At 69.4% G+C, this 12,703-nt stretch carries 12 protein-coding genes and 1 pseudogene; 12 read left to right on the forward strand and 1 reads right to left on the reverse strand.

Annotated elements, in window-relative coordinates; genetic code table 11:
* The 11 genes and pseudogenes from DI573_RS10360 to era all read left to right on the forward strand — a co-directional run.
* A pseudogene (locus tag DI573_RS10360) lies at nt 1–887 on the forward strand (elongation factor 4); the annotation flags it as partial.
* Nucleotides 888–897: 10 nt separating this feature from the next.
* Nucleotides 898–1,548 carry a DUF1990 family protein gene (locus DI573_RS10365; RefSeq protein WP_292813692.1) on the forward strand — a complete coding sequence of 217 codons (651 nt, stop codon included), beginning with the start codon at nt 898–900 and terminating at the stop codon, nt 1,546–1,548.
* 1 nt (nt 1,549) lies between these two features.
* Nucleotides 1,550–2,770, forward strand: coding sequence for a radical SAM family heme chaperone HemW (hemW, locus tag DI573_RS10370; protein ID WP_292813695.1), 1,221 nt, complete (start codon nt 1,550–1,552; stop codon nt 2,768–2,770).
* 92 nt (nt 2,771–2,862) lie between these two features.
* On the forward strand, nt 2,863–3,903 hold the full coding sequence (hrcA, locus tag DI573_RS10375; RefSeq protein ID WP_292813722.1) for a heat-inducible transcriptional repressor HrcA: 1,041 nt from the start codon (nt 2,863–2,865) through the stop codon (nt 3,901–3,903).
* Between the two features lie 53 nt (nt 3,904–3,956).
* Entirely contained in the window at nt 3,957–5,066 is a 1,110-nt protein-coding gene (dnaJ, locus tag DI573_RS10380) for a molecular chaperone DnaJ (RefSeq protein ID WP_292813698.1), read from the forward strand.
* Nucleotides 5,066–5,803 carry a 16S rRNA (uracil(1498)-N(3))-methyltransferase gene (locus tag DI573_RS10385; protein WP_292813701.1) on the forward strand — a complete coding sequence of 246 codons (738 nt, stop codon included), beginning with the start codon at nt 5,066–5,068 and terminating at the stop codon, nt 5,801–5,803. The genes dnaJ and DI573_RS10385 overlap by 1 nt, the downstream gene beginning before the upstream one ends.
* 23 nt (nt 5,804–5,826) lie before the next feature.
* Entirely contained in the window at nt 5,827–6,177 is a 351-nt protein-coding gene (locus tag DI573_RS10390; RefSeq protein WP_292813703.1) for an HIT domain-containing protein, read from the forward strand.
* Complete coding sequence (locus DI573_RS10395; RefSeq protein ID WP_292813705.1) at nt 6,170–7,252, forward strand: PhoH family protein; 1,083 nt, start codon at nt 6,170–6,172, stop codon at nt 7,250–7,252. Before DI573_RS10390 ends, DI573_RS10395 begins: the two co-directional genes overlap by 8 nt.
* Nucleotides 7,249–7,719 (forward strand): rRNA maturation RNase YbeY, encoded by a 471-nt coding sequence (gene ybeY / locus DI573_RS10400; protein ID WP_292813708.1) that lies wholly within the window; start codon nt 7,249–7,251, stop codon nt 7,717–7,719. Before DI573_RS10395 ends, ybeY begins: the two co-directional genes overlap by 4 nt.
* A complete protein-coding gene (locus tag DI573_RS10405; RefSeq protein WP_292813711.1) occupies nt 7,716–9,089 on the forward strand; it encodes a hemolysin family protein in 1,374 nt (457 codons plus the stop codon). The genes ybeY and DI573_RS10405 overlap by 4 nt, the downstream gene beginning before the upstream one ends.
* Nucleotides 9,082–9,987: a GTPase Era gene (era, locus tag DI573_RS10410; protein WP_292813714.1), complete on the forward strand. Its 906-nt coding sequence runs from the start codon at nt 9,082–9,084 to the stop codon at nt 9,985–9,987. Before DI573_RS10405 ends, era begins: the two co-directional genes overlap by 8 nt.
* Nucleotides 9,988–10,537: 550 nt before the next feature.
* On the opposite strand, the gene DI573_RS10415 is transcribed toward era, so the two are convergent.
* A complete protein-coding gene (locus DI573_RS10415; RefSeq protein ID WP_292813717.1) occupies nt 10,538–11,953 on the reverse strand; it encodes an HNH endonuclease signature motif containing protein in 1,416 nt (471 codons plus the stop codon).
* Between the two features lie 268 nt (nt 11,954–12,221).
* Here DI573_RS10415 and DI573_RS10420 point away from each other — a divergent pair.
* The coding region (locus DI573_RS10420; protein ID WP_292813719.1) for a DEAD/DEAH box helicase family protein at nt 12,222–12,703 on the forward strand (482 nt) is incomplete at its 3' end.

Below are 12,703 nucleotides of genomic sequence, written 5' to 3' on the forward strand. Positions count from 1 at the left end.
CGGTGCTGCGCGAGGCGCTCGACAAGTTGAAGCTGTCGGATGCTTCGCTCAACTACGAGCCCGAGACATCCGTCGCCCTCGGCTTCGGTTTCCGCTGCGGGTTCCTCGGATTGCTGCACCTCGAGATCGTGACCGAGCGGCTCGAGCGCGAGTTCGGTCTCGACCTCATCTCGACGGCGCCGTCCGTGACGTACGAGGTGATGACCGATGACAAGAAGACCTTCACGGTCACGAACCCGAGCGAATTCCCCTCTGGCACCAAGATCGCAAGCGTCACCGAGCCGATGGTCAAGGCCGCGATCCTCGCGCCGAAGGACTACGTCGGCACGATCATGGAGTTGTGCCAGCAGCGGCGCGGCACGCTCTTGGGCATGGAATACCTCGGCGAGGACCGCGTCGAGATCCGCTACTCGATCCCGCTCGGTGAGATCGTGTTCGACTTCTTCGACCACCTCAAGTCCAAGACGGCCGGGTATGCGTCGCTCGACTACGAGCCCAGCGGTTCCCAGGAGGCCGACCTGGTGAAGGTCGACATCCTGCTGCAGGGCGAGGCGGTCGACGCCTTCAGCGCGATCGTCCATCGCGACAAGGCCTACGCCTACGGTGTGCTGATGACCGAGCGTCTCAAGAAGCTCATTCCCCGCCAGCAGTTCGAAGTGCCCATCCAAGCCGCGATCGGCGCGCGCATCATCGCCCGCGAATCGATCCGCGCCATGCGCAAAGACGTCCTCGCCAAGTGCTACGGCGGCGACATCAGCCGCAAGCGCAAACTGCTCGAGAAGCAGAAGGAAGGCAAGAAGCGCATGAAGATGGTCGGCCGCGTCGAGGTGCCCCAGGAAGCCTTCATCGCGGCGCTGTCGGGGGATGTCGAGGCGAAGGCGAAGTAGGGTGGAGCGCATGCGCCGCGGGAGCTTCCGGGATGACACCGTCGACTACGCGGCCGTCGGGGCAACCCAAGCGGCCGACCTGATGCACTTTCCGCCCGAGCGCAGCATCCCCGCCGAGGAGACGCTGCGCATCGGCTCGGGTGAGGCGAGGTTCCACTCCGCCGGCGAGTCCCTGCTCTCGTGGGCGGCTCTGAAGGGCGCGGGTCTGCGCCTGTCGGATGTGCGTCCCGCGGCCGGTCCGATGTACACCGGTGTCGGCTTCGATGACGAGGGCAACCCGGTCGCCCCCGCCCGCAGTGAGAGTGAGCAGCGCTTCGACGCGGACGGCACGCCGTTCGTCGGCGCGGGTACGACCGTGCACGTACGAGGCCGGGCCGGCGGGATGAAGGCGGATGCCGAGCTGCGCGTGATCTTCGTCGTGGAGGAGCCGCGGCGCATCGGGTTCGCCCTCGGCACGGTCGGAGGATCGGTGGTCAGTGGCGAGGAGTCGTTCATGCTCGACTGGCGCACGAACGATGAGGTGTGGTTCACGGTCCGCGCGTTCGATGCGCCCACCGGTCTGCTCCACCGGGTGCTGCCGGGGCTCACCCGCCGTCGGCGCAAGGCCCTGTTCACCGGCTACCTGCGCGCCATCTCACCGATGTACAGCACACCCTCCTGACGTGGCCGGTCCTCTTCCCCCGGGCGATCCCGCTCCGGCCGACGGTCTGCTGCCCGCCGACGTCGCCGTCGACGCCCGCGCCCCGTTCGGCGTCTACCTGCACGTGCCCTTCTGCCGCGTGCGATGCGGCTACTGCGATTTCAACACCTACACCGCGACGGAGCTGCGCGGTACGACCCAGGCCGCGTACGCCGACACGGTGCTGCAGGAGGTCGCCCTGGCGCGCCGTGTGCGTGACGCGGTGACCGACAGCCGCCCCGTGCACACGGTCTTCTTCGGTGGGGGCACGCCGACGCTGCTGCCGCCGGGAGACCTCGCGCGCATGCTCGACGGTGTGCGCGAGGCGTTCGGCGTCGAAGCGGGCGCCGAGATCACGGTCGAGGCGAATCCCGACACGCTCAGCCGCGATGTCGCCGACGCCCTGGCCGCGGCCGGGGTCACCCGGGTCTCGATCGGCATGCAGTCCAGCGTGCCTCACGTCCTCGCGACCCTCGACCGCACCCACGACCCGCGCAACGTCGCCACCGCCGTGGCCGCGGCGCGCGAAGCCTCGCTCGATGTCAGTCTCGACCTGATCTACGGCACGCCGGGGGAGTCCCTGGCCGACTGGGAGCGATCGCTCGAGACCGCCCTCGCGCTGCGCCCCGATCACCTGTCGGCGTATGCGCTCATCGTCGAAGACGGCACTCCGCTGGCTCGGCGCATCCGCCGCGGTGAACTCGAGGCGCCGGACGACGACCTGCAGGCCGACATGTACGAGCTCGCCGACGGGATGCTGTCCGCCGAGGGGTTCTCCTGGTACGAGATCAGCAACTGGGCCCGAAATCCGCACGCCCGCTCGGAGCACAACCTGGGCTACTGGCGGGGCGGCGACTGGTGGGGCTTCGGCCCCGGCGCCCACAGTCATGTCGCCGGCGTGCGCTGGTGGAACGTGAAGCACCCCGCCGCGTACGCGCAGCGTCTCGCCGCCGACACGTCTCCCGCCGCCGCCCGGGAGCGGCCGGATCCTGCCACCGCAGAACTCGAGCGCGTGCTGCTTCGCACCAGGATCAGCGAGGGCCTGCCGCTCGATTCGTTGGCGCCGTCGGGCCGGCGCGCCGTGGCGGGCCTGATCGCGGACGGCCTCGTGGACCCCGCCGCGGCGCTCGGCGGGCTGGTGCGCCCGACACTGCGGGGTCGGCTTCTCGCGGACGCCGTGGTCCGCGCCCTCGTCGCGGACTGACCCGGTCCCGCTGCGCCTCGCGCGGGCCCTTCCCGGGTCGGGCTAGAATTGGCACTCAGACTTCTCGAGTGCCAGCATCCGGAGGGGGAGCCATGGTCAGCGAACGCGGACTGCAGGTGCTCCGTGCCATCGTGCAGGACTACGTCGAGACCCACGAGCCGGTGGGCAGCAAGTCGATCGTGGATCGGCACGCGTTCGGCGTCTCGGCCGCGACGATCCGCAACGACATGGCGCTGCTCGAGGACGAAGAGCTCATCGCGGCCCCGCACACCTCCTCGGGGCGCGTGCCCACAGACAAGGGCTATCGCGTGTTCGTCGATCATCTCGCCGAGGTGCGGCCCCTCTCGCCGGCCCAGCGCAGCGCCATCTCCACCTTCCTCGGAGACCCGGGCGATCTCGACGACATGCTCGCCCGCACTGTGCGTGTGCTCTCGCAGCTGACCGGTCAGGTCGCGATCGTGCAGTACCCCTCGTTCGCGCGCGCGACGATCACGCACGTCGAGCTCGTCGGTCTGGCCCCGACGCGGTTGCTCGTGATCATCGTCACCGACACGGGCCGGGTCTCGCAGCGCATCGCCGGCCTCTCGGCGCCGCTCGGCGACGACGAGATCCCGATCCTGCGCGCGCGGGTGACGACCCTGATCTCCGGGATGCCGGTGGGCGATGCCTCCGACCGGGTCGATGCGCTGCGCTCCGTGCCGCAGCAGGCTCCCGCGCCCGTGGAGGCTGCCCTGCTGCAGATCGCGCACGTCGTCTCCGAGGAGCTGGAGGAGTTCCGCCAGGATCGCCTCCTGATGGCGGGTGCCGCAAACCTCGCGCGGCGGGAGTCCGACTTCCGCGGCAGCATCTATCCGCTGCTCGAGGCGATCGAGGAGCAGGTCACGCTGCTGCGACTGATGACGGAGATGGTCGCGGACTCGCAGGGGCTCGCCGCGAGCATCGGTCGTGAGAACGAGCCGTGGGGTCTCGGCGAGGCATCCATCGTGACGAGCGACTACGAGACCTCCGGCACCGTCGCCCGCGTGGGGGTGCTGGGGCCGACCCGCATGGACTACCCGAGCAACCTCGCGACGGCGAGGGCCGTCGCCCGCTACCTGTCGCGACTGCTCGACGAAGACGAGAACCGGCGCTGACGCGCCCCGCCCGCCGCGCCCGCGTCGGCGGGCGCTACCTGTGAAAGGCGAATGTGGCTGACCATTACGAGGTGCTGGGTGTCGCGCGCGACGCGAGCACCGAAGAGATCAAGAAGGCCTACCGCAGGCTCGCTCGCGAGCTGCACCCCGATGTGAACCCCGGGGCTGATGCGTCCGAACGCTTCAAGCTGGTCACGCACGCCTACGACGTGCTCAGCAACCCCGAGGAGCGTCGCAAATACGACGTGGGCGGCGATCAGGCCTTCGGCGGCGCCGGGGGATTCGGCGGCTTCGGCGACATCTTCGAGACGTTCTTCGGCGGCGCGGGCGGGGGGCGGGGTGCGCGTCCCCGGTCGCGCCGTGAGCGTGGTCAGGACGCGCTCGTGCGAGTCACCCTCGAACTGGCCGATGTCGTCTTCGGCACCCACCGCGACCTCGAGGTCGACACGGCCGTGCTGTGCGAGACCTGTCAGGGATCCTGCTGTCAGCCCGGCACTCAGCCGGTGACGTGCGACATCTGCCGCGGCAGTGGACACGTGCAGCGCACGGTCCGCAGCCTTCTCGGCAACGTCGTCACCAACCAGCCGTGCGCCAGCTGCCAGGGGTACGGCACGACGATCCCGTACCCGTGCTCCACCTGCCAGGGTCAGGGGCGCGTCCGTTCGCGCCGCACGGTTTCGCTCGACATCCCCTCGGGCGTGGAGACGGGGCTGCGCCTGCAGCTGCCGGGGTCGGGCGAGGTCGGCCCTGCCGGCGGTCCGCACGGCGATTTGTACATCGAGGTGTCGGTGGCTCCGAACGAGGTGTTCAGCCGCGAGGGTGATGACCTGCTCGCGACGCTCGAGGTGTCGATGCCCGACGCGATCCTCGGCACCACGACGACGATCCAGAGCCTCGACGGCCCCGTCGAGCTCGAGGTGCGTCCCGGTGTCCAGGCCGGCGATGTGCTGACGATCAAGGGCCGCGGCATCACTCCGCTGCGGGGATCGCAGCGCGGTGACCTCCGCGTGGGCGTGCAGGTGGTCACGCCCACCCGGCTCGACGGCAAGGAGCGGGCACTGGTGGAGGAGCTGCGCAAGCGCACGAAGGCGCCCGCGCCCCAGCTCGCCCACTTCCACCAGGGTGTGTTCGCCAAGCTCCGCGACCGGTTCCGGAACGGCTGATGCCGCTGCACTTCGTGCAGGACGGCGCCGGTTCTTCGGAAGTGGGGGATGCCGTCGTCCTGACGGGTGCCGAGGCGCACCACGCCGCGGCGGTGCGCCGCGTTCGCGTCGGCGAACAGGTCACGGTCGGAGACGGGCGCGGTGTCTGGCTCGAGGGCGAGTGCGAGGCGGTGTCGCCGAAAGAGGTCGTCGTGCGTGTCGACTCGCGCCGATTCGTCGAGCCCCCGCATCCACGGGTCGTGCTCGTGCAGGCCCTCGCGAAGGGGGACCGCGACGAGTTGGCGGTGCAGTCCGCGACGGAGCTGGGCGTCGATGCGATCGTGCCGTGGCAGGCTGCGCGCAGCATCTCGAGGTGGGACGCGGCGAAGGCGGTCAAGGGCGTCGCGCGCTGGCAGAGCATCGCGCGCGAGGCCGCCAAGCAGGCCCATCGCGCGTGGCTGCCGGAAGTGGAGGATCCCGTCACGACCGCCGAGCTCGCCTCCCGCGCCGCGATCTCCCTCGTGCTGGTGCTCGAACCCACCGCCGACGAGCCCCTCACCGCGCTCGAGGCCATCGCGGCAGAGCGCGGCGACATCCTTCTCGTGGTCGGACCCGAGGGCGGGATCGCGCCCGAGGAGCTCGAACGGCTGCAGCGGGCGGGAGCGCGGACGGTGCGACTGGGTGACACGGTGCTGCGCACCTCGACGGCCGGACCCGCCGCGCTGGCGGTCGTCAGCGCCGCCCTCGGCCGCTGGTGAGTCGGCCTCGGTAGACTGGCGTGGTGTCAGACGAACCCTCGATCTTCACGAAGATCCTCCACGGCGACATCCCCGCCGAGATCATCGCCGAGACCGAGAACGTCTTCGCGATCCGCGACATCGCTCCGCAGGCGCCCGTGCATCTGCTGGTGATCCCGAAGCGGCAGACCTACCGCAACGTGGTCGAGCTCGCCGCGGGCGATCCGGGGTTGCTGGCCGAGGTCGTCGGTGTGGCCAACACCCTCGCCGCGCAGCACGCGGGCGGTGACTTCCGGCTGGTGTTCAACACGGGCGCCGAGGCGGGCCAGACGGTCTTCCACGTGCACGCGCACGTGCTGGGCGGCGGCCTTGCAGAGGGGAGCCTCGGTGGCTGACGCCGATTCCGAGATCGTCACCGAGCGTCTCCTCGCCGACGGCGTGGCGATGGTGCAGCTGCTCGGCCCGCAGGACCGCCTGCTCCGGGTCGTGGAGCGCGAGCACCCCGATGTCGACGTGCACGTGCGAGGCAACGAGATCGCGCTGAGCGGCACAGTCGAGGCCGTCGCGGCGGCGCGCACCCTCGTCGAGGAGCTGCTGACCATGACCAAGTCGGGCCACGCTCTCGGACCCACCGACGTCTCCTCGTCGGCGCGCATCCTCGGCCGAGACGGTCAGCGCCCCTCCGAAGTCCTCGGCGAGGCCATCCTGACCTCCCGTGGGCGGGCGATCCGCCCCAAGACCCTCGGACAGAAGGCGTACGTCGACGCGATCGAGCTCAACACGATCGTGTTCGGCATCGGTCCGGCAGGTACGGGAAAGACCTACCTGGCCATGGCGAAGGCTGTCCAGGCGCTGCAGCGCAAGGAGGTCAGCCGCATCATCCTGACCCGCCCCGCGGTCGAGGCGGGCGAGCGCCTGGGATTTCTGCCGGGCACGCTCAACGACAAGATCGATCCCTATCTGCGCCCTCTCTACGACGCGCTCAACGAGATGATGGATCCCGAGATCGTGCCCAAGCTCATGGCCACCGGCACGATCGAGGTGGCGCCCCTGGCCTACATGCGCGGTCGAACGCTCAACGACTCCTTCGTCGTCCTCGACGAAGCGCAGAACACCACGCCCGAGCAGATGAAGATGTTCCTCACACGGCTCGGCTTCAACACGCGCATGGTCGTCACCGGCGACATCACGCAGGTCGACCTTCCCGGCGGCAGCTCCGGCCTGCGGCTCGTGACCCGGGTGCTCGACGGCATCGACGACATTCACTTCGCGCGCCTCACGAGCGAGGACGTCGTGCGCCACACTCTGGTGGGCAAGATCGTCGATGCCTACAGCGCGTTCGACGAACAGCGCGCGGCGGCGCGGCACGAGCGCGAGCAGGCGGCCGAGTTCGCGAACCGCGCCGAACGCCGCTCGTCGACCCGACCCCTCGGTCCGAAGGACCGCCTGCCCAAGCGAGGCCGCTCATGACCATCGAGATCACCAACGAGTCCGGGTTCACGGTCGACGAGCCCAAGCTGCTGCGTCTCATGGAGCACCATCTCGCCGAGCTGCACGTCAGTCCCGAGGCGGATGTCGCGATCATCCTCGTCGACGAGGGCGCGATGGAGGCGCTGCACGTGCAGTGGATGGATGAGCCCGGGCCCACCGACGTGCTGAGCTTTCCGATGGACGAGCTGCGGCCCGGCACCGAGGATGTGCCCACCCCGCCCGGCCTGCTCGGAGACATCGTGCTGTGCCCGCAGGTGGCCGAGACCCAGGCGCGCGACAATGGGCAGTCCACCGAAGACGAGCTGCTCATGCTCACGACGCACGGGCTGCTGCATCTGCTCGGCTTCGATCACGCCGAACCCGACGAAGAGCGCGAGATGTTCGGTCTGCAGAAGGAGCTGCTGGTGGGCTTCGCGATGCGTGAGCGTCGCCGGCGCCGCGCATGACGCCGCTTCTGCTGATCATCGCTTCGGCGGTGCTCGTGGCCTTCGCGGGACTGATGGCCGCTCTCGAGGCCGCGTTGGGCGTGACGTCCCGGGGCGATCTTGTCGACTGGTCAGTGGGCGCGCGGACGGCGCGGTCTCTGCGCCGCATCGCCGAACAGCCCGATGCGCACACGAACGCGGTCGTCTTCATCCGCATCCTGGCCGAGACCGCCGCCGCAGTGTTCGTCACGACGGCGCTGACGATCATCTTCGGGTCGATCTGGTGGGCGATGCTGGCCGCGGTCGTGCTGATGACGGGAGCGAGCTTCGTGCTCGTCGGCGCGAGCCCGCGCTCGGTCGGGCGTCAGCACGCGACGGGGCTGCTCAAGACCTGCGCGCCGATCATCCGCTTCGTCCGCGTGATCCTGGGACCCCTGGCGAATGCGCTCGTCGCGGCCGCCAACCGCTCGACACCCGGGGGACGCAGCGCCGCCCCCTTCGCCTCCGAAGAGCAGCTGCTGAGCATGGTCGACGAGGCGGTCGAGGCCGACCTCATCGAGGACGAGGACCGCGAGCTCATTCACTCGGTGTTCGATTTCACCGACACCTTCGTCCGTGCGGTGATGATCCCGCGCACCGACATGGTGACCCTCGACGCGGGGGCATCGTCCGACGAGGCGATGGCGCTGTTCCTGCGCACGGGTGTGTCGCGGCTTCCCCTCGTCGAGGGCGATGACGACGACGTGGTCGGGATGCTGTACCTCAAGGACCTCGTGCAGTTCAGTTTCGGCGCGGTCGATGGCTGGCGCATGCACGGCGTGCGCGGCATCGCGCGCCCCGCGGTGTTCGTGCCGGAATCGATGATGGCCTCGACGCTTCTCGCGCAGATGAAGCGGGACGCGGTGCACGTGTGCATGGTCGTGGACGAGTACGGCGGCATCGCGGGACTCGTGACCCTCGAGGACCTCATCGAGGAGCTCGTGGGCGACATCGCCGACGAGTACGATCTGCCGCAGAACGAGGTGGTCGAGTTGGCCCCCGGGCAGTACCGCGTGAGCACCCGGCTCTCGCTGGACGACCTCGGCGATCTCTTCCACATCGAGCTCGAGGACGATGACGTCGACTCGGTCGGTGGTCTGTTCGGCAAGGCGCTCGGTCGAGTGCCGCAGCCGGGTGCGCAGGCCACGCACAGCGGCATCCGCATGACCGGCGGCGCCTCGCGGGGGCGCGGGCGCGGCATCAGCACGGTGTTCGTGGAGGCGACGCCCGAGCTTGCCGCCGCCGAGGAGGCATTCCTCGCGCTGTCGACGGGCGAGATCGCGACCGTGGACGGCAGAGAGGCGCGAGAGTCGCGCGAGAGCAAGAAACGCCGAGGAGAATCGCGTGACTGAGGACTCCGAAGAATTCCGCAGCGGCTTCGTGACCTTCGTCGGTCGGCCCAATGTGGGAAAGTCGACGCTCACGAACGCCCTCGTCGGCGAGAAGGTCGCCATCACGAGCGACAAGCCGCAGACGACGCGCCGCGCGATCCGGGGCATCGTCAACCGTCCCGCGGGTCAGCTCGTCGTCGTCGACACCCCTGGACTGCACAAGCCCCGCACACTTCTCGGCCAGCGCCTGAACGATCTCGTCGAACAGGTGCTCGGCGATGTCGATGTCATTGGCTTCTGCGTGCCCGCCGACGAGAAGGTGGGCCCGGGCGACCGGCGAATCGCCGAGTCCCTCGACGGATACGGCAGGGCGAAGAAGGTTGCGATCGTCACCAAGACCGACGCGGCGGGCCGCGACCAGATCACCGAGCGATTGCTCGAGGTCGATGCCCTCCGCGAGGACTGGGCGGCCGTCATCCCGCTCTCTGCGCTGACCGACGATCAGCTCGACGTGCTCTCCGACGAGCTGCTCGCGCTCATGCCCCCGGGTCCGGCCCTGTACGAGGCGGGTGTCGTGACCGACGAGTCGATCGAGGACCGCATCGCCGAGATCATCCGCGAATCCGCTCTCGAGGGTGTGCGAGACGAGCTGCCGCACTCCATCGCGGTGACGATCTCGGACATGGCACCGCGCGAGGATTCGGACCTGACCGATATCTGGGCGGACCTGGTCGTCGAGCGCGACAGTCAGAAGGCGATCATCATCGGCCACCGTGGTTCGCGGCTGCGGGATGTCGGGGCTCGTGCCCGCGCGCAGATCGAGCCGCTCGTGGGCACGCGTGTCTTCCTGAGCCTGCACGTGCGCGTCGCGAAGGAGTGGCAGCGCGACCCCAAGCAACTGCGGCGCCTCGGGTTCTAGGGTCGGCCGGTCGGTCGGGTTCGAACCCCTACTTGCGAACGGATGCGATTGAACCGTCAGGTCGGCTTCGACTCGCCGGGTGGAGCCGTGCAGATGTTTCGGCTGCGGACCGGGTGAAGTACTTCCTTCGAAGCGGGGACTTCCTTTTCCCTCCTGCACCGCGCCTTCCGCGGAGAGCTGTAGCCCACCTATGCAGCGAGCGGCGGGCGGCCGAGGCTCCCCGGCCGCCCGCATCGGGAATCAGTCGACCTTCGTCCAGTCGCCGCAGTGCTTCGACATGAAGTCCTGTCCGTCGCCCGAGCGGTAGATCGACCAAGAGCAGGTGTCGGTCGACGACGTCGCACGGCATGTGCCGGGCTCCAGCCGACTCGCGCTCGTACGCGCCTTCGGCGGGGTTGGTGCGGCGCTGGGCGTCGTCGTCGGGCGTGCTGTCGAGTGTGCTGTCGGACATGATCATGCTCTTTCGTCGGGCCTGACGCGATGCCGCTGTGCGCCACCGGCGGATGGCCAGTCGCGCAGTTGATCATGGGGCTCCGACATCGCCCGCGATTCACGTGCGTCTGACGACCCGGTCGAGCAGTCTCGTCTTCGAGGCGGTGGCGGCGCGCCAGGTGGGTCGGCCTTCGATCCAGGTGGGGGCGAGCACTTCGGGGACGCCGTGGTTCATGCGGATGCGCCAGCCGTGGTGGTCGAGGTGGCGGTGGTGGTACCAGCACAGCAGGACGCCGTTGTCGGTGTGAGTCGGGCCGCCCCGGGAGTGTTCGGTGACGTGGTGGATTTCGCACCAGCCCGCCGGTACCCCGCATCCGGGGATGATGCAGCCGCCGTCTCGGAGGGCGATGGCGCGGCGTTGGTGGCGGTTGAAGATGCGTTCTTCGGTGCCGATCTTGCGGATGCGTCCGTTGTGGCCGAGCATGACGCGTTGGATGACGCCGGCGCAGCCGGCGTGCTGTGCGGCGGCGCGTGAGACGGGTTCGTCGGCGCCTTCGACGTGCGCCCACCCGTTCTGGGTGAGGAGGTCTTCGGCGCGCACCGAGACGACCAGCGTTGGGGCGGCGCCGCCGATCGTCGGAAGGAGCCTGCTGGACGCGGCGACGGTGAGGACGGTCGCCAGGGCGTCGTGCATCTTCTGCGCACGGGTCCGCCCATCCGTCCCGTCATCAGGGGTGATCTCGTCGGAGGGCCGGAACATCACCGACCCCTCACCGTCGCGCACGCGTGGCGAGGTGATCGCGTCGAAGGCGAACTGCAGTTGTGCGGCGATCTCGGGCAGCATTGCGCCGCGGATCGGCACCACGCCATCGGTGGTGCGGCCCAACGTGAGGCCCCGCAGGCGGAGTGCCCGTGCTTCGCGGGGCTCCGCGCCGTCCTGATCGAGTGCCGCGCACCACACCTGCGCCTGCACGCGGAGTTGATCCGCAGTCGCCGGGGGAGCGGCAGCCGGTCCCTCACCGCGCGCTTCCGCAGCCAGCACGGCGTCTGCCATCCGCACGTCATCGAGCGGGACCCGGTCCGACATTGCATCCAACGGCCCGGCGACAGCGAGCAGTCCGTCCAGCCCGATGGTGCCGTCCATCAGCGTCGCGCGGATCGCGGGGAGCAGGGGTGGCAGGGGGTCGCCGTTGAACGCCTCCCGCACCCGCACCGGCTTCGCCCCCCGCTGCAGCCGCCCCACGGTCGCCGGTGCCAGGCGCGTGGTGCGCTGGACGAGCTCGCTCACGTCATGGCACCCGTATCGGGACGTCATCCGCAGTTCCCGGTCGCGCTGCACCGACCGGCGGGCCACCTCGCCCGTCGCCTCGACGAGGACGGCATCCGTCACCCTCTGGAGCTCGGCAGCCAGAGCGAGCGCACGCATGATCTGGTCATCGGACGCGTGAAGCACACCACCCTCGCCGAGGGCGGATCGCACCCGGTCGCGTACGGGCTCGATGACCTCTTGGAGGTGTTCGAGCAGTGCGTCCATACCCACAATTCTGCCGGGGGCCACCGACATTCGAACCCCGGATTACCCCAGTCCAGAAGAGAAATCCCGAAGAACATCCGATCAACGTCGCTGCTGATTCAGTGACTCTGCCGAGCTCTTCACCGGCTGGATCTACGACGCAGAAGCGCTCCCGCGCCCCTATGACTCGTCGTTCGCCGGGCTCTCACGCGCCATAGAGTTCACCGCGGCCGCCGGCCGCCCCGTCACTCTCAAGCTCGACGTCATCCGCACGATCGGCAACGACGCCGTGCACAAGGAGGCCCCCGTACCGATCGACCGTGCGCTGTCCTCGCTCGAGCAGCTCCATCAGGTGCTGCTGTGGCTCGCGCACTCCTACGGCGATCGGGATTCGCGCCGCCCGCGTGAGATCCCTCCCTCGTTCCTCCGCCGCTCGCGGGCGTCGTCATCCGCGCGCGCCGACCTCGAACGTCTTCAGGCGCAGAACGAGGCGAAGGACCGAGAGCTCTACATCGATCTGCTCCTGAACGAGGCGGGGCGGAAGCTCGACGAGAAGCGCGACCGCGAATGGCCGGTCTCCGGCATGCCGACGCCCTGGAGCGCGAGTTCGGACAGCGTCCGCTCATCTATGCCATCAACGGCTACGAGCACTGGCTCTGGGACGGGCAAGACGCGCACAGCGATCGCGCTGGTCGACGTGATGCAGCGTGCCAACTGGGCCAAGCGCGTGCTTTTCCTCGCCGATCGTACCGCCCTGGTCCGTCAAGCAGC

This window comes from Microbacterium sp. (genome assembly GCF_003248605.1).
Classification (GTDB): Bacteria; Actinomycetota; Actinomycetes; order Actinomycetales; family Microbacteriaceae; genus Microbacterium.